Below are 20,796 nucleotides of genomic sequence, written 5' to 3'. Positions count from 1 at the left end.
CGTTGCGCAGATGACTGCCGGCACTTACGGCCAGGCGATGTCGTAGGCGAATTCGTTGCGGTTGCCCGAGAGTCTGATGATCGGTTGACCCGCCGCTTCGACGCTGTCGATCAAGCGGTCATATTCGAAGGCGTTGGCATGTCCGGCATGGGTGGCTGCCTCGATGCGCTCGGCGCGGTCGCCGGCCTGAGTTTTGATGTCGTCGACCTTGGCGCCTTTGGTCTGGGATGAGTTCAGCAGCCAGATGCGTTCTGCCGCCAATCCGCTGCGGGTAACCGAAATCAGCCCTTCGAAGTCGTCGGAGGGGAACCAGGTAGGGCGGGTATCGCGGGCTGCGGAGTTGAACAGCATGTTCTCTTCATGCGGGACCACTTCCAGGTGGCGGGTATCGAGGACATACACAAACATCTCTTTTTGTTTTTCGCGGGTGCTGCGGTAATGCCGGTCGTGATCCCAGGCAATCGGGCTGTCCGGATTGGACCAGTCGGACGACGCCGTACTTTCCGTATCACTGGCATCACTGTCCGAAGACGACTCATCGGCCCTGCGTCCCGGGTACTTGTTGGTCTGGCTGTTGTAACGCAGATATTCGGGATCAGGTTTGCTGGCATACGTCTGCCCCTCATCGAGGCTGAACGTGGCACTGATCGGCTTGTGCGTAGTCGCCCCCGGTTCGTGGTGGTAGCGCGGCAGCATGGCGCCGTCATTGGCCAGTTCGAACGGTGTGCGCTCATCGCCGCGAAACAGGGCCGGAATGTCGGTGCGGTACAGGCAGTTATTCTTGTTGCGCAGGTAACCGAGCTTCGTCAGGAGCGCTTCGCGCACTTCAGGGGTCAGGCTGCTTTCGGGGTCGTACCAATCGTGTCTGGCATCGCGTTTGAGATTGAGTTCGCTGACGGCATCGCGGCTCAATTGTTCGAGGCGCTGAGGATTGCCGGTGTCCTCGGTCAAGCGCTTGTGCGCCTCGGCCCACTCGGGGATTGCCAAGGTGTTTTTGAGTTCCTGGCGCAAGCGCGTCAACTGGCTCGGCAGCAGATTGTAGGCCTGCAGGAAAGTTTCGCTTTGCTGGCGAGTCATGGTCGGCTGCAGCCAGCGCAGGGCGTCGCTCAGCAAGTCACTGTGCGGGTTGCCGGTCTCTCGGGCTTCGGCCCATTGTGGCGGTCTGCCGCTGGACCCCGCTTCGGCACGAAACCTCAAGATGTCCTGGCCTACGAGGCTGTACACCTGCCAAATTTCGTGATCGGTCCAGTGTTTCAGGTGGGCGGGTTCTGCGCCAAACCCTGCCGCAGGCGGATCGACCCGGACCGGGTTGCCGTATTTGTTCCTGAAGGCAAACTGGATGTCGGCCGGATTCGTGCTCAGGAAGGGCGTGAACTCGTAATAGCCTTGAGCATCCGGTGAACGATAGGTAGGCCTGTAGCGAGCCTGATCGATCTCGGTGGGTGTATCGGTCGTTCGAGGCTGCTTCGGAGCAATCGGCCTGACGCTAGGCATCCCGGGGCGCTTCTGCGAAGCCGCTTCGGGTGTCAGCCGCTCAGCACTGACTGGCGGGATCTCGCTGACCTGTTCGCTCAGACGCCAGGTCGCACGGTCCTGGTTTTTATAAAGCCTGGGGCCAGAGGGATGACGCTCGGTCAGCAGTTTGCTCCGCCAGACACCGTAATCGTCGGTGCCGGCATGGGTCGTTTCGAGACGGCCCTCGTATTCGACGTCGACAAAACGGCGGCCGACAATCCAGCGAAAGCCGTCTTCGTCCGCCGGCTGCATGCCGTGCAGAAAGTCTTGTTTCAACCAGTATCGATTTCCCGTCCCGTCGTGACGGGATGTCCCAGGGGGTTGCGAGGGCAGGGCACTGATCGTAATGGCGGGAGGAAGGACCGGGTCAGTCGCGCCCGGAGCCTCGATGCTGCGCGGCGGGCCGACGGAGTCGGCAAAACCGGGCAGCCGCCAGGCCGCAGGGCCCCCTGGGGATGGCGCAGGTGTCTGCGGGTCGGGTTGTCGAAGGGTCGATGTTGGTTTGCGCGGTATCTTCGGACTCATGAATGACTCGAATCAATAGATAACCAAAACACGCGCCGTAGTTAACGTTGCGTTGGTTGAAGTGTTTTGATGATCGAAAGTTATTGAATTGGCTGAGTCAATCTAATGGTTTTTCCGCGGGGTGGAATGCTTTATCTCGGTGTTGTGCGGGCAATTATGTAACTCGGTTTATGCCGGGTTTATATGTACGAAAGTTGATAGTTGGTTGCCTGAAAACTTTCCCATGACAAGCAAGTTTGAATAGGGCAAGAGCGCTGCTCTCGTCGGAAGTTTCCGAAAAGAGCCGCGCAAGAAAATAACGCTTGTGAAGTTTCAATCAATAAGCGTAACGCAACAACGTATGCGGAAGATGCCGCAGTACGAAGAAACCGAACATTGCCAGCATCGCCGGCAGGATCAGCCACCAGACTTTGAAGGGCATGGCATTGAGCGATGTCGAACGCTGGCTCAGCCACAGGCTCGCCGCACACACGCAACTGGCCAGCATGGCGCCGGCGAGCACGTCAGTTGGCCAGTGCGCACCGAGATAAACCCGCGACAGGGCGATGGCCAGTGCGGGCATGCAACCGATCAGCAGCCAGGTCAGACGCATGCGCGGCGGTTGCCCGCGACCGGCCAGCACAGCGAGGCTCAGAAACAGCGCGAACGCGCCCGAGGCATGGCCACTGGGCATGCTGTAGGTGGTCAGCGGGTCGGTCAGGACTTCCGGGCGCACGCGGGCGAAGAAGTATTTGGTTGCGGTGTTGGCCAGTGCGGTAACCAGCAACGTGCCTGCGGTAAAAAGCGCGTGACGCCATTGCCGGCAGATCAACAGCAGGACGACGAGCAAAGCGCTGAACATGAGCATGTTGCGGAACTCGCCGATCAGCGTCAGCGTGACTGCAATTTCATCCAGCATTGGCTGGCGATGCTCCTGCACCAGTGTCATCACGCCCTGATCGAGTGCTGTCAGATACGGATAGCCGACGAACAGGCCCGTCAGAATCAACAGGCTCATGCTGCTGATCCAGATCGTCGCGCGACGGTGACGGCGCAAGCTGCTGTTCACGCTGAGACCAACCATTGCGGCGATGCTCCCGGCGACAATGCCGGCTTGCAGCCAGAACCCTTCAGGCAAGGGCAGGCGGAAGGCCGCGCCAGTGGCCCAGCCTGGCAGCAGATAGGCCAGACTCCAGCCGGCGGCGGCCAGCAGGCTGACAGCGGCGAAACGCGGGAAGGGCATGTCGCACATGCCGGCGACCATTGGCAGCATCGGCCGCAGCGGCCCGATGAAGCGGCCGACCAACAGGCTGGCAATGCCGTAGCGCTGGAAATACGACTCGGCGCCGGCCATCCATTCCGGATGATGGCGTAACCCCGGCAGGCGCCGAATGTTTTGGTGGAAATGGCGGCCGAGCAGATACGAAACAGCGTCGCCGAGAATCCCGCCGAGAAAACCCAGCAGCAGGGTTTCGCTCAGCGACAATGCGCCGCTGCCGGCCAGAACGGCGACGGCAAACAGCAGCACGGTGCCCGGCACGATCAGACCGGCAATCGCCAGGCATTCCACAAAGGCAACAATGAATACCGCCGCAGCCAGCCATTGTGGGTTGGCCGCCAGCCACCCGGTCACGCTATCGAGCCATGGGCCCATACAGAAAAACTCCAAACCATTGATGATCCCTATGCAGGAGCTGCCGCAGGCGGCGATCTTTTGATCTTGATCCTTAAAACAAAGTCAAAAGATCGCAGCCTCCTCCAGCTCCTGCACAGGTTTGTGTTTACAGCAGAAAATAATCCCGGCCTTCGACCTGACCGCGGCGCAGCGGGTTCCGCGTGCACCATTGCGCGTAGGCAGCGTCGACAAAGCGATACATCAGATGTTCATCGCGGCCATGGGGAATGCCCAGGCGTGTGGTTTGAATGATGCGCGAAGGTGCCGGCCCGGTGTCCTCTACCAAAAGGACGTCATGATCGAAACGCTTGGCGTCCCACACTGGCACTTTCAGCCCCAGCGCTTTGCACAGCAGGGTTTGCCCGGCGCAGAGTTTTTGCGAAGGACGCGCACGTCCCTGAGCGTCGGGGTTATTCAACAGCATTTGCGCCAGACTCGCCGGCCCGCTGACTTCATCGACCCACGGATAAGCGGATTTGATCAATACCGCATTGCCCGGCCCTTGCGCGCTGAAATTCAATGAGTCACCGCCACGGGCGTAATACATATAGATGTGGCCGCCATCCAGAAACAAAGCCTTACGCTTTTCTGTGTAGCCCAACGAAGCGTGGCTGCCTTTTTCGGCGCAGTAATAGGCTTCGGTTTCGATGATTCGCGCGCTTAGCCACAGGTCGCCGACCCGGTGGCGAATGACTTTGCCGAGCAGGTCCTGCGCCAGCACTTGTGCATCTCGGTCGAAAAAGGCGTCCGGGAGCCCCAGCGGCAGGCGTTCGGCGCGGTTGCGAACGGTCAGGTTGGACATGGCAGGTAACGTTTATCCAGGCTCAGGAGGTCGTGATGATAACAACGCACGGCTTAATTGGGCCTGAACGCCGGCGAATCCGCGTTCATTTCGACCATCCGCCCGTCACCGCTGTTAGTCCCGGGACGCGACAGCTATAATCTGCCGCTTTCCTCTTTGCCAAGACCCCAGCAGACCATGACTGAGTCCGTTCTTGACTACATGACCCGATTGGGTCGCGCCGCCCGCGAAGCCTCCCGGGTCATCGGCCGTGCCAGCACCGCGCAGAAAAACCGCGCCTTGCAGGCTGCTGCCAATGCCCTCGACGCCGCGCGCGCCGAGCTTGCCGCCGCCAATGAGCAGGATCTGGCCGCCGGTCGCGCCAACGGTCTGGAACCCGCTTTGCTGGAACGTCTGGAACTGACCCCGGCGCGCATCGACGGCATGATCGTCGGTTTGCGTCAGGTCGCCGCGCTGCCGGATCCGGTCGGTGCGATCCGCGACATGAGCTTCCGTCCGTCGGGGATTCAGGTCGGCAAGATGCGCGTGCCGCTGGGTGTGATCGGGATCATCTACGAGTCCCGTCCGAACGTGACCATCGATGCCGCCAGCCTGTGCCTCAAGTCTGGCAACGCGACCATCCTGCGCGGTGGCTCCGAAGCGATTCATTCCAACCGGGCGATTGCCGCGTGCATTCAGCGTGGTCTGGCCGAAGCCGAACTGCCCGCTGCTGTGGTGCAAGTGGTCGAAACCACTGACCGTGCCGCCGTCGGCGCGATGATCACCATGCCCGAGTACGTCGACGTGATCGTGCCGCGTGGTGGCCGTGGCCTGATCGAACGCATCAGCCGTGATGCCCGGGTGCCGGTGATCAAGCATCTCGACGGCATCTGCCACGTTTACGTCAGTGCAAACGCCGATCTGCCGAAAGCCCAGCGCATCGCCTTCAATGCCAAGACTTATCGTTATGGCATCTGCGGTGCGATGGAGACGCTGCTGGTTGATCAGGCGGTTGCCAAGGATTTCCTGCCGTCGATGGCCGCCCAGTTCCGCGAAAAAGGCGTCGAATTGCGCGGCTGCGAGCGCACCCTGGCGATTATTGACGCCGTTGCGGCCAGCGAAGACGACTGGAGCACCGAGTACCTGGCGCCGATCCTGTCGATCCGTGTGGTCGAGGGTCTGGATCAGGCGATTGAACACATCAACCATTACGGCTCCCATCACACCGACTCGATTGTCAGCGAAAACCTCGCCGATACCCGGCGCTTTGTGGCGGAAGTCGACTCGGCGTCGGTGATGATCAACACCCCGACCTGCTTCGCCGATGGATTTGAATACGGATTGGGTGCCGAGATCGGCATTTCTACTGATAAGCTGCACGCCCGCGGCCCGGTGGGTCTCGAAGGACTGACCTGCGAGAAGTACATCGTGGTCGGTGATGGCCAGTTGCGCGGCCAGGCGACGGTCTGACTTGACCGACCTCGACCTGACAGCGCCGCAGACCGGCAGCGAGTCCCGCCCCCGACGCATCGGCGTATTGGGCGGCACGTTCGACCCGGTGCACATCGGCCATTTGCGTGGTGGGCTGGAAGTTGCCGAAGCGCTGGCGCTCGACGAGTTGCGCCTGATGCCGAATGCGCGGCCGCCACATCGCGGTACGCCGCAGGTGTCGGCGCAGGATCGCTTGGCGATGGTCGAGTGTGCGGTGGCCGGATTGCCGTCGCTGGTGGTGGACGCCCGCGAATTGCAGCGGGACAAGCCGTCCTGGACCATTGATACCCTGGAGTCGATGCGTGCCGAAATGCCCGCCGAGACCCAGGTTTTTCTGCTTTTGGGCTGGGACGCATTTTGCGGCCTGCCCACTTGGCATCGCTGGGAAGAGTTGCTCCAGCATTGCCACATCCTGGTGCTACAGCGCCCGGACGCCGACAGCGAACCGCCGGATGCCTTGCGCAACCTGCTGGCAGCGCGTTCGGTGAGCGACCCGCTGGCCCTGAAAGGGCCGAGCGGACAGATTGCATTCGTCTGGCAGACACCGCTCGCGGTTTCCGCCACCCAGATCCGTCAACTGCTGGCCAGCGGTAAGTCGGTACGTTTCCTGGTGCCCGACGCGGTCCTGGCCTACATCGATGCGCACGGTCTTTACCGTGCGTCGAACTGAGCAAGGCGTGCTTCACTGATACGAATACACGTATCGCCAAGCCGCCGAATATATGAGCAAAACGAGTTTTATATGACTGACAAAGACCAAACCAAAGTAAAGCGCAAAGGCACATTCAAGAGCGCCCCGCTGCCTGAACCGGTCAACACCAACGAGCCGCTGAAGGGCGACGAGCTGGTCAAACTGGCCGTAGCCGCCCTGGAAGACGTCAAGGCGCAAGACATCCAGATCATCGATGTTCGCGACAAGCAGAGCATCACTGACTACATGATCATCGCCACCGGTACGTCCAACCGCCAGATCAACGCGATGCTCGACAAGGTTCGCGAAGAAGTCAAAAAGCAGGGCGCCAAGCCGCTGGGCGAAGAAGGCAAGGGCGACAGCGACTGGGTGCTGCTCGACCTGGACCTGGTGATCGTGCACATGATGACTGCCTCGGCACGTCAGTTCTACGACCTGGAGCGCCTGTGGGCCGGTGCCGAGCAGAGCCGTGCGGCCGACGCCAAACACCACAGCCCGGAAAACACCCACGAGCATTTCACCAAGCTCAACAAAGACCAGCTGTAAGGGATTGCTGTGCGACTGCGCCTGATCGCCGTCGGTTCACGCATGCCCAAGTGGGTGGAAGAAGGCTGGCATGAATATGCCAAGCGTCTTCCGTCCGAGCTGGCGCTGGAACTGGTGGAAATACCGCTCAATACCCGTGGCAAGAATGCCGACGTGGCCCGTTTCATCCGCCAGGAAGGCGAAGCCATGCTGGCCAAGGTCGGGCCGAACGAGCGGATCGTCACGCTGGAAGTCCACGGCAAGCCCTGGAGCACCGAGCAGCTTGCGGTCGAACTCGACCGTTGGCGGCTGGATTCGCGCACGGTCAATTTCATGGTCGGTGGCCCGGAAGGGCTGGCGCCGGAAGTCTGTGCCCGTGCCGATCAGCGCTGGTCGTTGTCGCCGCTGACGTTGCCGCACCCGCTGGTGCGGATCCTGATCGGCGAACAGTTGTATCGTGCCTGGACCGTGCTGTCCGGTCACCCTTACCACAAGTAATCCAGCCCTCATGTCTCAGCCGATCCGCATCAAGGACCACGAAAAGGACGCACGCCTGGTGCGTAGCCGCGTCGTGTTCGGGGCCATTGCGATCATGCTGTTGATCGGCGTGTTGATTGCGCGGCTGTATTACTTGCAGGTGATCCAGTATGAGTACCACTCGACACTCTCGGAAAACAACCGCGTCCATGTGCAGCCGATTCCACCGACCCGTGGGTTGATTTTCGACCGCAACGGCGTGGTGGTGGCGGACAACCGTCCAAGCTTCAGCCTGAGCATGACCCGTGAGCGCTCCGGCGACTGGCAGCAAGTGCTCGACGTGATCGTCGAAGTGCTCGAACTGACGCCCGAGGATCGGGTGATCTTCGAGAAGCGCATGCGTCAGGGGCGCCGGCCGTTCGAGCCGGTGCCAATCCTGTTCGAGCTGAGCGAAGAGCAGATTGCCCGAATCGCCGTGAACCAGTTCCGCCTGCCAGGCGTGGAGGTGGTTGCGCAACTGGTTCGTCACTACCCGCAGGGCGCGCATTTTGCGCACTCGGTCGGCTACATGGGGCGGATCAACGAGAAAGAGCTGAAGACCCTCGATCCGGTCAACTACAGTGGCACCCATCACATCGGTAAAACCGGCATCGAGCGTTTCTACGAGCCGGAATTGCACGGTCAGGTCGGTTACGAAGAAGTCGAGACCAACGCCCGTGGCCGCGTGTTGCGTGTGCTCAAGCGCACCGATCCGATTCCCGGCAAGGACATCGTCCTCAGTCTGGACATCAAATTGCAGGAAGCGGCCGAGGCGGCATTGGGCGGACGTCGCGGCGCGGTCGTGGCGCTCGATCCGAAGACCGGCGAAGTTCTGGCAATGGTCAGCCAGCCGAGTTTTGACCCGAACCTGTTCGTCACCGGCATCAGCTTCAAGGCCTACGCCGAGTTGCGCGATTCGATCGACCGGCCGTTGTTCAACCGCGTATTGCGCGGTCTATACCCGCCGGGCTCGACGATCAAACCGGCGGTGGCGATTGCCGGCCTTGATTCCGGTGTAGTCACCGCATCGAGCCGGGTATTCGACCCCGGCTACTACATGCTGCCCAACTACGATCACAAATACCGTAACTGGAACCGCACCGGTGACGGCTTCGTCGATCTCGATACCGCGATCATGCGTTCCAACGACACCTACTTCTATGACCTGGCGCACAAGCTCGGCATTGATCGGTTGTCGGCTTATATGAACAAGTTCGGCATCGGCCAGAAGGTCTCGCTGGACATGTTCGAAGAATCCCCCGGCCTGATGCCGTCCCGCGAATGGAAGCGGGCGACGCGTAAACAGGCGTGGTTCCCGGGCGAAACCCTGATTCTCGGGATCGGCCAGGGCTACATGCAATCAACCCCGCTGCAGTTGGCCCAGGCCACCGCGCTGGTGGCCAACAAAGGCATCTGGAATCGTCCGCACCTGGCCAAATCCCTCGAAGGGGTGAAGCCGGTAGATGAAAACCCGATTCCGGACATTGTCCTGCGCGATCCGTCCGACTGGAACAAGGTCAACCACGGCATGCAGCAGGTCATGCACGGTGCGCGCGGTACTGCGCGCAAAGCGGCGATCGGCGCGCAATACCGCATCGCCGGCAAATCGGGTACGGCGCAGGTCGTGGCGATCAAGCAGGGTGAGAAGTACGACCGCTCCAAGGTTCAGGAGCGTCACCGCGACCACGCCTTGTTCGTCGGTTTTGCCCCGGCTGATGACCCGAAAATTGTTGTTTCGGTGATGGTCGAGAACGGTGAGTCCGGCTCCGGCGTTGCGGCGCCGGTGGTGCGTCAGGTCATGGACGCCTGGCTGCTCGATCAGGACGGACGTTTGAAGGCCGAATACGCCAGCCCAATCAGTGCGGAGGCTACGGCCCGTGATGAATAACTTTGATCGCATGCTCTCCAGTGAGGATGTGATGCGTCGCCGCGCGACGTTGCTGCAAAGACTGCATATCGATGGCCCGTTACTGATCCTGCTGCTGATCCTCGCCGCCGGCAGTTTGTTCGTGCTGTATTCGGCGAGCGGCAAGAGCTGGGATCTGTTGGCTAAACAGGCCACTTCGTTCGGTATCGGTCTGGTGTCGATGATCATCATCGCCCAGTTCGAGCCGCGTTTCATGGCGCGCTGGGTGCCGCTTGGTTATGTGATTGGCGTGGTGCTGCTGTTGGTGGTGGACATCATGGGCCACAACGCGATGGGCGCGACGCGCTGGATCAACATCCCCGGGGTGATCCGCTTCCAGCCCTCGGAGTTCATGAAGATCCTGATGCCGGCGACCATCGCCTGGTACCTGTCCAAGCGCACGTTACCGCCACAACTCAAGCATGTCGGCATCAGCCTGATGCTGATCGGCGTGCCGTTCGCGCTAATCGTGCGCCAGCCTGACCTCGGTACTTCGCTGCTGATTCTGGCGGGCGGCGCGTTTGTGCTGTTCATGGGCGGGCTGCGCTGGCGCTGGATTCTCAGCGTGCTGGCGGCGGCGATTCCGGTGTCGGTGGCGATGTGGTTCTTCATCATGCACGACTACCAGAAGCAGCGAATCCTGACCTTCCTCGACCCGGAAAGCGATCCGCTCGGCACCGGCTGGAACATCATTCAGTCGAAAGCCGCGATCGGTTCCGGCGGCGTGTTCGGCAAGGGCTGGCTGCTTGGCACCCAGTCGCACCTGGACTTCCTGCCTGAAAGCCACACGGACTTCATCATTGCCGTACTCGGTGAAGAGTTCGGCCTGGTGGGCATCTGCGCGCTGCTGCTGATCTATCTCTTGCTGATTGGCCGGGGGCTGGTGATCACCGCCCAGGCACAAACGCTGTTCGGCAAATTGCTCGCCGGTGCGTTGACCATGACGTTTTTTGTTTACGTTTTCGTCAACATCGGTATGGTCAGTGGCCTGTTGCCGGTTGTAGGGGTGCCGTTGCCGTTCATTAGCTACGGAGGAACTTCGCTGGTGACACTGCTGTCAGCGTTTGGGGTTTTGATGTCGATCCATACCCATCGCAAGTGGATCGCACAGGTTTGAATAAGGTGAAGAGTTCAATGCAAGTAATGCGTGGCTGGGCGACTCGATGCGCGCCGCTGGTTGGCCTGATGGGCCTCCTGGGGAGCGTGCAGGAAGCGCTGGCCGGCGAATACGAAGGCTCGCCGCAGGTGGCCGAGTTCGTCGGTGAAATGACCCGCGACTATGGTTTCGCCGGTGAACAACTGATGGGGGTGTTCCGCGAGGCAGAGCGCAAGCAGTCGATTCTTGACGCCATTTCCAAGCCCGCCGAACGGGTCAAGCAGTGGAAAGAATACCGTCCGATGTTCATCACTGACGCGCGCATTGCTCGTGGTGTGGATTTCTGGCGTCAACACGAGGCGACCCTGGCCCGTGCCGAGCAGGAATACGGGGTGCCGGCACAAGTCATCGTGTCGATTATCGGCGTTGAAACCTTTTTCGGACGTAATACCGGTAATTTCCGGGTGATCGATGCGTTGTCCACGCTCGGTTTCGACTATCCTCCCCGTGCCGAATTTTTCCGCAAGGAACTGCGTGAGTTCCTTCTGCTGGCGCGTGAAGAACAGGTCGACCCACTGACCCTGAAAGGCTCGTACGCCGGGGCCATGGGCTTGCCGCAGTTCATGCCGAGCAGCTTCCGCGCTTACGCGGTGGATTTCGACGGTGACGGCCACATCAATATCTGGAACAACCCGGATGATGCGATTGGCAGCGTTGCCAGTTACTTCAAACGACATGGCTGGGTGGCCGGCGAGCCGGTGGTCAGCCGCGCCGATGTGCGGGGCGAGCAGGTTGATGAAGGCCTGACCACCGGCATCGAGCCGACGAAGACGGTCGGAGAGTTGCGGGCGCTGGGCTGGTCAAGTCATGATGCGCTGCGCGATGATATGCCGGTGACTGCATTTCGCCTCGAAGGCGACAATGGCCCCGAATACTGGATGGGCCTGAAGAATTTCTACGCGATCACGCGTTATAACCGCAGCGTGATGTACGCCATGGCCGTACATCAACTGTCTGAACAGCTGGTACAAGCACGGGGCGTCAAGTAATGCAGGCATTGCCTAACAGTAAACCCCTGAAGCTGGTGGCATTCGCTGCGTTGGCAGTGCTGGTCGCCAGTTGTTCGACCAGCCGTTCGCCGACCCAGAAAACCACGAATACCGCCGTGCGGGCGCAGCCGGGCCTGGACATCAACCGTGCGCACAAAGATGGCGCGCCGTGGTGGGACGTCGACGTGTCGCGCATCCCCGATGCCACCCCGACCCTGCACACTGGCCCGTACAAGGCCAACCCGTACACCGTGCTGGGCAAGACTTACTTCCCGTTGCAGGAATCCAAGACTTACGTCGCGTCCGGTACGGCGTCCTGGTACGGCACCAAGTTTCACGGTCAGAACACCGCCAACGGCGAGGTCTATGACCTGTACGGCATGAGCGCTGCCCACAAGACTCTGCCATTGCCAAGTTACGTTCGGGTGACCAACCTGGACAACAACCGCACGGTGATCCTGCGGGTCAACGACCGTGGGCCGTTCTATTCCGACCGCATCATCGACTTGTCCTACGCGGCGGCGAAAAAACTCGGTTACGCCGAAACCGGCACTGCGCGGGTCAAGGTTGAAGGCATCGATCCTCAGCAATGGTGGGCCGCCAAGGGCCGTCCGGCGCCTTTGATGCTCAACGAGCCGCAAGTCGCGCAGAATAGCGCACCGGTGATCACGGCCTCGGCCGGCACCGTTGAGCAATGGACGCCACCGCCGCAGCAACATGCCTCTGACACCGTCCCGGTGCCAATGAGCGCAAAAAAAAACGCTTCTGCAACAGCGTCTGGCCAGTATCTGCAGGTGGGCGCGTTCGCCAACCCGGACGCTGCAGAACTGCTGAGGTCGAAGCTCAGCGGGATGGTGAGCGCTCCGGTGTTCATCAGTTCGATCGTGCGCAATCAGCAGACCCTGCATCGGGTACGTCTGGGGCCGATCGGTTCGCCGGGTGAAATTGCCCAGGTGCAGAACAGCGTGCGCCTGGCCAACCTTGGTTCGCCAAGTGTGGTCACCGAGTAATACGTAGAACTTGATTGACGATTCGCCAGCGATTGGGGGGTGAATCAGGTTGTTGGCTCGTCGAAGAACAAAAGCCCGGCAAGGGTGACTGGAGTGAGCAACTGAACACGCGATGGCTCGTTAGAAAGTCATCTGATTAAATTTTGTCCGCAAGGACAGTTTCCATTAGCGATTTCGAGAGACGGATGAACATCACCACCTTTGCCAAACGCCTGTGTCTGCTAGTCCCGCTGCTCCTCTCGCCAGCCGCCTTCGCGGCCGAGATGATGCCGTCGCCACCGCAACTGGCCGCCAAAGCCTACGTACTCATGGATGCCGCCAGCGGCAACGTGCTGGTAGAGAACAACGGTGACCAGCGTCTGCCGCCGGCCAGCCTGACCAAACTGATGACCGCGTACATTGCTACGCTGGAAATCCGTCGTGGCCAGATCGGTGAAAACGATCCGGTGACCGTCAGCGAAAACGCCTGGCGCACCGGCGGTTCGCGGATGTTCATCAAAGTCGGCTCGCAGGTGACTGTCAGCGACCTGCTGCACGGCATCATCATCCAGTCCGGCAACGACGCCAGTGTGGCGCTGTCCGAGCACATCGCCGGCAGCGAAGATGCGTTCGCCGATCTGATGAACAAGACTGTCACCGATCTGGGCATGACCAATACCCACTTCATGAACCCGACCGGTCTGCCAAATCCTGAGCACTACTCGTCGGCCCACGACATGGCGATCCTGGCCCGTGCGATCATCCACGAAGACCCGGCTCACTACGCGATCTACTCGCAGAAAGAGTTCTTCTGGAACGGCATCAAGCAGCCTAACCGCAACCTGCTGCTGTGGCGCGACAAGACCGTTGACGGTCTGAAAACCGGTCACACCGACGAAGCCGGCTACTGCATGGTGTCCTCGGCTGTACGTGATGGCCAGCGCCTGATCGCCGTCGTGTTTGGCACCAACAGCGAAGTGGCTCGCGCCGCTGAAACCCAGAAGCTGCTGACCTACGGTTTCCGCTTCTTCGAAACCCAGACCTTCTACCAGAAGGGCACCGAACTGGCTCAGGCTCCGGTGTGGAAAGGCACCACCAATCAAGTCAAGGCCGGCCTGGCTGAAGACCTGACCATGACCCTGCCAAAAGGCCAGCTGAAGAAGCTTGCTGCGAGCATGACCATGAACCCGCAACTGACCGCGCCAATCGCCAAGGGCGACGTGATCGGTAAAGTCGAAGTCAAACTGGAAGACAAGGTGGTGCACAGCGCCGACCTGATCGCTCTGGATGGCGTCGAGGAGGGTGGTATCTTCCGCCGCATGTGGGATAGCATCCGTCTATTCTTCTACGGCTTGTTCAACTGATTTGTGTTGACCTGCATGGCCCCGCCCCGATCCGGAGCGGGGCCATGTGCGTTACCACGGCTTGCGCTCTAGAGGCCGTTACGCCATGACCGATACCGAAGTAAAGGCGCCAAAGATCGAATTCCCAGTGACGGATTATCCCGTTAAGGTGATCAGCGATACCGGTGTGGGCAACAAAGACAAGATCATCGACATCGTCAAGAAACACGCGACCATCAACGATGAGCGCATCGACGAGCGTCAAAGCACCAACGGCAAATACACCACCATTCAGTTGCACATCGTCGCGACCGATCAGGATCAGCTGTACAACATCAACAGCGAACTGCGGGCGACCGGCTTCGTGCACATGGTGTTGTGATGCCGGGCACGCTGGGCTTTCGCGAGCTCGGCCAGATGGCCTACGAGCCGGTCTGGCATGCCATGCAACGTTTTACCAACGAACGCGGCAGCGATGCCGCCGACGAAATCTGGCTCGTCGAGCACCCGCCGGTGTTCACTCAAGGCCAGGCCGGCAAGGCCGAACACCTGTTGCTGCCGGGCGATATCCCGGTGGTGCAGGTCGATCGCGGCGGGCAGGTGACATATCATGGCCCCGGCCAGTTGGTGGCTTACCTGCTGCTGGATGTGCGCAAACTGGGTTTCGGCGTACGAGATCTGGTCAGTCGCATGGAACAGTGCCTGATCGAACTGCTGGCCAGCTACGGCGTGACCGCCGCAGCCAAGCCAGATGCTCCCGGCGTCTATGTCGATGGAGCGAAAATCGCTTCTCTGGGTTTGCGGATTCGCCACGGTTGCTCCTTTCATGGCCTGGCCCTGAACGTGGATATGAACCTGGAACCGTTTCGACGGATTAATCCCTGCGGCTATGCCGGGCTGGCGATGACCCAGCTGAGCGATCACGCAGGATCGATTGAATTTGCCGAGGTAAGTGCCCGGCTGCGCGCGCAGCTCGTCAAACACCTCGACTATGCTGAGCAGACGACCCTGACGGGCGGAATCGACTGATATGACTACTGATGCAGTGCAAACCATGATCCCGACGCTCGACGTGACCGAGCGCCCGGCCCCGCGTCCCAAGGTAGAAGCCGGCGTCAAGCTGCGCGGTGCCGAGAAGGTTGCACGCATCCCGGTAAAGATCATTCCGACCACCGAGCTGCCGAAGAAACCTGACTGGATTCGTGTACGTATCCCGGTTTCGCCGGAAGTCGACCGGATCAAGAGCCTGCTGCGCAAACACAAACTGCACAGCGTCTGCGAAGAAGCGTCCTGCCCGAACCTCGGCGAGTGCTTCTCCGGTGGCACCGCGACCTTCATGATCATGGGTGACATCTGCACCCGTCGCTGCCCGTTCTGCGACGTTGGCCACGGCCGTCCGAAGCCACTGGACGTCAATGAGCCGGAAAGCCTGGCCATCGCCATCGCCGACCTCAAGCTCAAGTACGTGGTGATCACCTCGGTTGACCGCGACGACCTGCGTGACGGCGGTGCCCAGCACTTTGCCGACTGCATCCGCGAAATCCGCAAACTGTCGCCGAACGTGCAGCTCGAGACTCTGGTTCCGGATTACCGTGGACGTATGGACGTCGCGCTGGAAATCACCGCCGCCGAGCCGCCGGATGTGTTCAACCACAACCTGGAAACCGTGCCGCGTCTTTACAAGGCTGCGCGTCCGGGTTCGGATTACCAGTGGTCGCTGACTCTGCTGCAACGCTTCAAGCAGATGATGCCGCACATTCCGACCAAGTCCGGCCTGATGCTGGGTCTGGGCGAGACCGACGAGGAAGTCATCGAAGTCATGAAGCGCATGCGCGAGCATGACATCGACATGCTGACCCTTGGCCAGTATCTGCAGCCGTCGCGCAGCCACTTGCCGGTGCAGCGTTTCGTGCACCCGGACACCTTCGCCTGGTTCGCCGAAGAAGGTTACAAGATGGGCTTCAAGAACGTCGCGTCGGGCCCGCTGGTGCGTTCTTCGTACCACGCCGACGAGCAAGCCAAGCTGGTCAAGGCTGAGCTGCTGGGTTCCTGATCCGGCGCTGAATAAAAAATGCCCGCCGAGGTTTTAACGCCCGGCGGGCATTTTTTTGCCCGTCTTACATTCGATGCTGATTTTTCCTGCAACCTGCGGCGTGGCCGACCCTCTTCTGTTTGCCGCCGTTCCTGACTACTGTGTGTGCATGACTCACAGGGAGATCCAAGGATGACCGTTCGACCGACCCACACACTTTGTCCGCACAGAGCCGTGCCCGCACTGCCCTCAGAAGGGCTGATCGGCGTCATTGCGCCTGCTGGTCCAGGAACCCTGGACACCGATAAAGCGGTGCAATGGATGCGCGCCCGTGGCTATGGGCTGAAGGTGTTTCCGGGTGTCTATGAAAAGGATGGCTATCTGGCCGGCAGTGACGATGTACGCCTGCGTGACCTGCACGCGGCGTTCGCTGACCCCGAGGTCGACGCGATCATTTGCCTGCGCGGCGGCTATGGTACGCCGCGCCTGCTGGACCGGATCGACTACGACCTGCTCAGTCGCAACGCCAAGCCATTCGTCGGCTACAGCGATATCACCGCGCTGCACCTGGCCATCAGCCGTTATGCCGGATTCGTGACCTTCCACGGGCCGCTACTCAACGCCGACCTGCTGGGCGACAAGGAGCCGCCGACGGTGACTTCGTTCTTCGCCATGCTGCGCGGGCAATTGAAGGCGGGGAGTGTGCTGAGCCATCCGGTGGCTTATCCGTTGATCACGGTAGAGCCTGGTGTCGCGCATGGGCGCTTGCTTGGCGGCAATCTGGCGATGATTGCTGCAACCTTGGGCACGCCTTATGAAATTGATGTTGAAGGGGTGATTCTGCTGATCGAAGACATCAACGAGCCGCTGTATCGCATTGACCGGCTGCTCACCCAGATGCGCCTGGCCGGCAAGTTGGCCAAGTTGCGCGGGGTGTTGGTCGGGGATATTGCAGGCGTGGATGTCGAAGCGCTGAACCGCTTGCTCAAACAGACCTTCGAGCCTTTACGAATTCCGGTTTTGTCTGGCTGGCGCAGCGGCCATTGCGATCCGAACCTGACGCTGCCGATGGGCGCGCTGGTGCGGCTGGATGCGGGGAAGCAGGAATTGACGCTGGAGCAGGATGTGGTGATCAAGGCTTAAAGGCTTATTGCCTGATAGTCAGTCTTCGCGAGCAGGCTCGCTCCCACATTTGGCGTGCATTTCAATGTGGGAGCGAGCCTGCTCGCGAAAGCGATATCAGCCATACGGTATTCGTTCTATTGACTACGCAGGCTTTCCAGCAATTTGTGCGTCGGATACCCGTCCGCCGGCCAGCCAAATGACTGCTGCGCACTGCGAATCGCCTTGCGCGTATTGGCGCCGATAATCCCGTCCGCGGTGCCGGCATCGTAATTGCGCGCGCTCAACAGGGTCTGCAATTCCATACGCTCGGTACGGCTCAGTGGCAGATCGTCTTTCGGCCAGGTGCCGTTGATCAGGCCGCCGCCGTTGAAACGCTCGGACAGCAGGCTCACCGCCAATGCATACGACGACGAGTTGTTGTACTTGAGGATCGCGCGGAAATTATCGAGGATCAGAAACGCCGGCCCACGATAACCAGCCGGCAGCAGCAGGGCGGCTGACAATTGTTCCGAACCGGCAGGCACCTGAGCGCCATTTGGCAGGATCACACCTAATTGACGCCATTCGGCGACGCTCTTGCGAATCGCGCCATCAGCCAGGGTGTAGTTGAAGCTGCTCGGCAGCTGTACTTCAAAACCCCACGGCTGGCCACGCTGCCAGCCTGAGCTTTGCAGGTAGTGCGCGGTCGAGGCCAGTGCGTCAGCAGGGCTGCCCCAGATATCGCGGCGGCCATCGCCGTCAAAGTCCACAGCATGGGTGTTGTAGGTGGTCGGAATGAACTGGGTCTGCCCCATGGCGCCGGCCCACGAGCCGAGCATCTTGTCCGGCGTGATATCGCCTTGTTGCAGGATCTGCAGCGCGGCGATCAGCTGTGCATGGGCAAAGCCCGGGCGACGGCCTTCGTAGGCGAGGGTGGCCAGCGAGTTGATCACCGACTTGCTGCCCTGAAACTGACCGAAATTACTTTCCATGCCCCACACCGAGACCAGCGCCTGACGGTCAACGCCATATCGCTGTTCGATGCTTTGCAGAATATCGGCGTACTGGCTGATCAGTGCCTGACCTTTGCGTACCCGCAGCGGCGAGAGGGCGCCATCGAGGTATTCCCATACCGGCCGGGAGAACTCCGGTTGACTGCGGTCAGCGCGAATCACGCTGGCGTCGAAGCTGACATTGGTGAATGCGCGATCGAACAGATCGGCGCGAATCCCGGCGGCCAGGGCATCCTTGCGGAAACCGGCCTGCCATTCAGCGAAGGTTTGAGTCGGTTGCAGATCGAGAGGGTCGGCGGACGGCACTACCGGCGGGATGATCGCTGGGGCCGTGGCGACAGGCGCGGCTTGAAGGGGTTGTGCATCGGCGGCGGTCGGTTTTTCCGCGCAGGCGACAAGCAGAATGAAGCTGGAGGCAGCGATCAGTTGGCGAACAGGCCAACGACGGGAAAGACTTAGGGGCATGCACAGTTCCAGGAAAACGAATCAGGTGCAGACCTTAACATGACCGGGGGGTACTGCGCTTTAAGCGGCCAGAAAGTAAGAAGCCTCCCAGCTGTCAGACTGGAAGGCTTCGCGGCGGTAGCTGCCTTTACCCTTGGTTGGTCGTTCCTGACGACTGCGGAACAGGGGCTGGGCGACGATGGATTTGGCCTTGTTGGGGCCATGCTTTGCTGGCTTTTTGCTCATTAGGGTTCTCTCGAGTGAGTGGGTTTTGCGCGGGAAATAATCTGCCGATGTCGGGCGTCTGTCCAGTGCCTGTTGTGTAGGAATGTTCTGACGCTTTCGCGAGCAGGCTCGCTCCCACATTTGGAATGCATTTCAATGTGGGAGTGAGCCTGCTCGCGAATGGCCGTTATGCGGTAGAACAGGTTATTCGGCGGGGAGTGTCAGACGCTGGCCGGACATCAACAACGCCAAGCGGCTCAGGCTCATCCACGGCGAACCGGCCGCCTGACCTTTGATTTGCGCATCGATACGCTGCGCTTCGAGCAACAGCTGCCCCCAGCGTTGCGCCGAGTAGCGCTGCAGGGCTTTACTCATCAACGGTTTGCGCTTGTCCCAGACCGGTGGTTTCGCCTGGCTGAAACACTTGTCCAGCGGCGTGCCCTGGCTGTATTGCAACGAAATATTAGCCAGCAGGCGCAACTCCCGCGCCAGCGCCCAGAGAATCACCGGCGGTTCGACACCTTCGCCGCGCAGCCCTTCAAGCATGCGCAAGGCGTGGGCCGGCTCGCCATTGAGCACGGCATCGGTGAGGCCGAACACGTCGAACCGCGCACTGTCTGCCACAGCGGCCTGCACGGTTTCGACGGTGATCTGGCCACCTTCGGCCATCAACTTGAGCTTTTCGATTTCCTGCGCGGCGGCGAGCAAATTGCCCTCGACGCGTGCAGCAATCAACTCGACCGCGTCCTGGCTGGCCGACAAACCGGCCTGCGACAGGCGCTGACGAATCCAGCTCGGCAATTGATTGGCGTCCACCGGCCAGATCTGGATGAACTGGGTTTGCTGGCCTTCAACCAGCGCCTTGCCCCACTTGGTTTTCTGCGCACTGCCATCGAGCTTGGGCAGGCTGACCAGAAGCACTGTGTCTTCAGCGGGGCGCGAGCAGTATTCGATAAGTGCCGCGGCACCTTTGTCACCGGGCTTACCCGAAGGCAGGCGCAGTTCCAGCAGGCGTTTTTCCGAGAACAACGACATGCTGGCGCCGGCCTGCAACAGCGTGCCCCAATCGAAATTGGCGTCGGCGGCAAAGACCTGGCGTTCGTCAAAACCTTGCTGGCGCGCAGCACTGCGGATGGCGTCGGCGGCTTCCTGGCACAGCAGCGGGTCATCGCCACTGATGATGTAGACCGGGCCGAGAGCGCCTTGCAGGTGTTTGCCGAGTTGGGCGGGAGCGAGCTTCATAATAAATGTCGAACGGGGCGCCTGAGCGCCCCGAACGTCTTACTGCTGCGGTATTTCGAGCGGCGACTGACGCGGGGTTTCCGCTTCAGCCTTTTGCGCCGCTTGCAGCGCATCGGCTTCTGCCTTGGCGCGGTCATTGGCGGCTTGCTGCAGTTGTTGCAGCTGGCCCGGCGTCAGTTGCTGCAGACGCAGCATCATGCGCTGAACCAGTTCGCGAGTGGTTTCGCGACGGGCGTCGTTGGCTTCCTGATCGGAGCCCACGAGGTTGTTACCGTCGTGGATAAACACTTTCTGAACTTCAAGTTTGTCGCTGAGCAGCTGCAGGTTCTTTTCGCCACTGATCTCATATTTCAGAACAGTGTTGACCTGATACTCGCCCGTACGACCGGCACCGGCGTAGCTGAGGATGCGCTGGCTCTCCTGCTGGTCAGCCAGGTACAGCTTGTACGGAGCACCGCTGTAAACCTTGACGCCGCTCGACTCCAGTACCTGACGCAGTTGCGTGACCGTCTCGCCATAGGCGTTACGGGCGCTCAGGTCGAGTTCCTTGATCGACAGTTCGTTGGTGCCGGTACCGCGCAGCTGGAAACCGCAGGCGCTCAACAGAACGGCGAGGCCCATCACCAGCAGATTGCGTTTGATCATTGTGTTGCTC

General features: G+C 60.5%; 20 protein-coding genes. 13 read left to right on the top strand and 7 right to left on the bottom strand.

Features of this window, described 5'->3' with window-relative positions; translation table 11 throughout:
* Positions 1–24: 24 nt before the first annotated feature.
* From QOM10_RS25760 to QOM10_RS25750, 3 genes are all read right to left on the bottom strand, one after another.
* Entirely contained in the window at positions 25–1,791 is a 1,767-nt protein-coding gene (locus tag QOM10_RS25760) for a hypothetical protein (protein WP_316917164.1), read from the bottom strand.
* A gap of 565 nt (positions 1,792–2,356) precedes the next feature.
* Positions 2,357–3,673 carry a bifunctional DedA family/phosphatase PAP2 family protein gene (locus QOM10_RS25755; RefSeq protein ID WP_127929911.1) on the bottom strand — a complete coding sequence of 439 codons (1,317 nt, stop codon included), beginning with the start codon at positions 3,671–3,673 and terminating at the stop codon, positions 2,357–2,359.
* Between the two features lie 127 nt (positions 3,674–3,800).
* Positions 3,801–4,496, bottom strand: coding sequence for a DNA-3-methyladenine glycosylase (locus tag QOM10_RS25750; RefSeq protein WP_150751747.1), 696 nt, complete (start codon positions 4,494–4,496; stop codon positions 3,801–3,803).
* Between the two features lie 177 nt (positions 4,497–4,673).
* Between QOM10_RS25750 and QOM10_RS25745 the strand changes: the two genes are divergently transcribed.
* The 13 genes from QOM10_RS25745 to QOM10_RS25685 all read left to right on the top strand — a co-directional run bounded on the left by QOM10_RS25745 (position 4,674) and on the right by QOM10_RS25685 (position 17,256).
* Positions 4,674–5,945 carry a glutamate-5-semialdehyde dehydrogenase gene (locus QOM10_RS25745; RefSeq protein ID WP_316917163.1) on the top strand — a complete coding sequence of 424 codons (1,272 nt, stop codon included), beginning with the start codon at positions 4,674–4,676 and terminating at the stop codon, positions 5,943–5,945.
* Positions 5,914–6,636, top strand: a complete 723-nt coding sequence (nadD, locus tag QOM10_RS25740) for a nicotinate-nucleotide adenylyltransferase (RefSeq protein ID WP_127929908.1) — start codon at positions 5,914–5,916, stop codon at positions 6,634–6,636. The genes QOM10_RS25745 and nadD overlap by 32 nt, the downstream gene beginning before the upstream one ends.
* 72 nt (positions 6,637–6,708) lie before the next feature.
* Positions 6,709–7,203, top strand: coding sequence for a ribosome silencing factor (gene rsfS / locus QOM10_RS25735; protein WP_016986117.1), 495 nt, complete (start codon positions 6,709–6,711; stop codon positions 7,201–7,203).
* A gap of 9 nt (positions 7,204–7,212) precedes the next feature.
* The gene (rlmH, locus tag QOM10_RS25730) at positions 7,213–7,680 is read left to right on the top strand and encodes a 23S rRNA (pseudouridine(1915)-N(3))-methyltransferase RlmH (RefSeq protein WP_003185785.1); all 468 of its coding nucleotides are present in this window, start codon (positions 7,213–7,215) and stop codon (positions 7,678–7,680) included.
* A gap of 10 nt (positions 7,681–7,690) precedes the next feature.
* The gene (gene mrdA / locus QOM10_RS25725) at positions 7,691–9,586 is read left to right on the top strand and encodes a penicillin-binding protein 2 (RefSeq protein WP_316917162.1); all 1,896 of its coding nucleotides are present in this window, start codon (positions 7,691–7,693) and stop codon (positions 9,584–9,586) included.
* Positions 9,587–9,617: 31 nt separating this feature from the next.
* Positions 9,618–10,721, top strand: coding sequence for a rod shape-determining protein RodA (rodA, locus tag QOM10_RS25720; protein ID WP_049802149.1), 1,104 nt, complete (start codon positions 9,618–9,620; stop codon positions 10,719–10,721).
* 17 nt (positions 10,722–10,738) lie between these two features.
* The gene (gene mltB / locus QOM10_RS25715; RefSeq protein ID WP_316917161.1) at positions 10,739–11,749 is read left to right on the top strand and encodes a lytic murein transglycosylase B; all 1,011 of its coding nucleotides are present in this window, start codon (positions 10,739–10,741) and stop codon (positions 11,747–11,749) included.
* Positions 11,749–12,759: a septal ring lytic transglycosylase RlpA family protein gene (locus QOM10_RS25710; protein WP_127929906.1), complete on the top strand. Its 1,011-nt coding sequence runs from the start codon at positions 11,749–11,751 to the stop codon at positions 12,757–12,759. Before mltB ends, QOM10_RS25710 begins: the two co-directional genes overlap by 1 nt.
* A gap of 185 nt (positions 12,760–12,944) precedes the next feature.
* Positions 12,945–14,102, top strand: a complete 1,158-nt coding sequence (locus QOM10_RS25705) for a D-alanyl-D-alanine carboxypeptidase family protein (RefSeq protein WP_016986121.1) — start codon at positions 12,945–12,947, stop codon at positions 14,100–14,102.
* Between the two features lie 85 nt (positions 14,103–14,187).
* Complete coding sequence (locus QOM10_RS25700) at positions 14,188–14,463, top strand: DUF493 domain-containing protein (protein ID WP_039761816.1); 276 nt, start codon at positions 14,188–14,190, stop codon at positions 14,461–14,463.
* Positions 14,463–15,110: a lipoyl(octanoyl) transferase LipB gene (gene lipB, locus QOM10_RS25695; protein ID WP_127929905.1), complete on the top strand. Its 648-nt coding sequence runs from the start codon at positions 14,463–14,465 to the stop codon at positions 15,108–15,110. Before QOM10_RS25700 ends, lipB begins: the two co-directional genes overlap by 1 nt.
* A gap of 25 nt (positions 15,111–15,135) precedes the next feature.
* A complete protein-coding gene (lipA, locus tag QOM10_RS25690) occupies positions 15,136–16,134 on the top strand; it encodes a lipoyl synthase (protein ID WP_161986515.1) in 999 nt (332 codons plus the stop codon).
* Between the two features lie 171 nt (positions 16,135–16,305).
* Entirely contained in the window at positions 16,306–17,256 is a 951-nt protein-coding gene (locus QOM10_RS25685; protein ID WP_127929904.1) for an LD-carboxypeptidase, read from the top strand.
* Positions 17,257–17,372: 116 nt separating this feature from the next.
* Here the strand turns inward: QOM10_RS25685 and QOM10_RS25680 are convergent, their stop codons facing one another.
* From QOM10_RS25680 to lptE, 4 genes are all read right to left on the bottom strand, one after another.
* Positions 17,373–18,695 (bottom strand): lytic murein transglycosylase, encoded by a 1,323-nt coding sequence (locus QOM10_RS25680; protein ID WP_127929903.1) that lies wholly within the window; start codon positions 18,693–18,695, stop codon positions 17,373–17,375.
* Positions 18,696–18,755: 60 nt separating this feature from the next.
* Positions 18,756–18,920: an alternative ribosome rescue factor ArfA gene (gene arfA, locus QOM10_RS25675; protein WP_053124158.1), complete on the bottom strand. Its 165-nt coding sequence runs from the start codon at positions 18,918–18,920 to the stop codon at positions 18,756–18,758.
* Between the two features lie 183 nt (positions 18,921–19,103).
* Entirely contained in the window at positions 19,104–20,141 is a 1,038-nt protein-coding gene (holA, locus tag QOM10_RS25670) for a DNA polymerase III subunit delta (RefSeq protein WP_127929902.1), read from the bottom strand.
* A gap of 39 nt (positions 20,142–20,180) precedes the next feature.
* Positions 20,181–20,786, bottom strand: a complete 606-nt coding sequence (lptE, locus tag QOM10_RS25665; protein WP_127929901.1) for an LPS assembly lipoprotein LptE — start codon at positions 20,784–20,786, stop codon at positions 20,181–20,183.
* Positions 20,787–20,796 lie beyond the last annotated feature (10 nt).

Source organism: Pseudomonas sp. P108 (assembly GCF_032613195.1).
GTDB lineage: Bacteria > Pseudomonadota > Gammaproteobacteria > Pseudomonadales > Pseudomonadaceae > Aquipseudomonas.
This window is presented reverse-complemented; position numbering and strand designations above follow the sequence as displayed.

Coding starts and splice junctions, on each gene's coding strand:
- QOM10_RS25755 (WP_127929911.1), bottom strand. CDS start 3,673: ATGGGCCCATGGCTCGATAGCGTGACCGGGTGGCTGGCGGCCAACCCA.
- QOM10_RS25750 (WP_150751747.1), bottom strand. CDS start 4,496: ATGTCCAACCTGACCGTTCGCAACCGCGCCGAACGCCTGCCGCTGGGG.
- QOM10_RS25745 (WP_316917163.1), top strand. CDS start 4,674: ATGACTGAGTCCGTTCTTGACTACATGACCCGATTGGGTCGCGCCGCC.
- nadD (WP_127929908.1), top strand. CDS start 5,914: ATGGCCAGTTGCGCGGCCAGGCGACGGTCTGACTTGACCGACCTCGAC.
- rsfS (WP_016986117.1), top strand. CDS start 6,709: ATGACTGACAAAGACCAAACCAAAGTAAAGCGCAAAGGCACATTCAAG.
- mrdA (WP_316917162.1), top strand. CDS start 7,691: ATGTCTCAGCCGATCCGCATCAAGGACCACGAAAAGGACGCACGCCTG.
- rodA (WP_049802149.1), top strand. CDS start 9,618: ATGCGTCGCCGCGCGACGTTGCTGCAAAGACTGCATATCGATGGCCCG.
- mltB (WP_316917161.1), top strand. CDS start 10,739: ATGCAAGTAATGCGTGGCTGGGCGACTCGATGCGCGCCGCTGGTTGGC.
- QOM10_RS25710 (WP_127929906.1), top strand. CDS start 11,749: ATGCAGGCATTGCCTAACAGTAAACCCCTGAAGCTGGTGGCATTCGCT.
- QOM10_RS25705 (WP_016986121.1), top strand. CDS start 12,945: ATGAACATCACCACCTTTGCCAAACGCCTGTGTCTGCTAGTCCCGCTG.
- QOM10_RS25700 (WP_039761816.1), top strand. CDS start 14,188: ATGACCGATACCGAAGTAAAGGCGCCAAAGATCGAATTCCCAGTGACG.
- lipB (WP_127929905.1), top strand. CDS start 14,463: ATGCCGGGCACGCTGGGCTTTCGCGAGCTCGGCCAGATGGCCTACGAG.
- lipA (WP_161986515.1), top strand. CDS start 15,136: ATGATCCCGACGCTCGACGTGACCGAGCGCCCGGCCCCGCGTCCCAAG.
- QOM10_RS25685 (WP_127929904.1), top strand. CDS start 16,306: ATGACCGTTCGACCGACCCACACACTTTGTCCGCACAGAGCCGTGCCC.
- QOM10_RS25680 (WP_127929903.1), bottom strand. CDS start 18,695: ATGCCCCTAAGTCTTTCCCGTCGTTGGCCTGTTCGCCAACTGATCGCT.
- arfA (WP_053124158.1), bottom strand. CDS start 18,920: ATGAGCAAAAAGCCAGCAAAGCATGGCCCCAACAAGGCCAAATCCATC.
- holA (WP_127929902.1), bottom strand. CDS start 20,141: ATGAAGCTCGCTCCCGCCCAACTCGGCAAACACCTGCAAGGCGCTCTC.
- lptE (WP_127929901.1), bottom strand. CDS start 20,786: ATGATCAAACGCAATCTGCTGGTGATGGGCCTCGCCGTTCTGTTGAGC.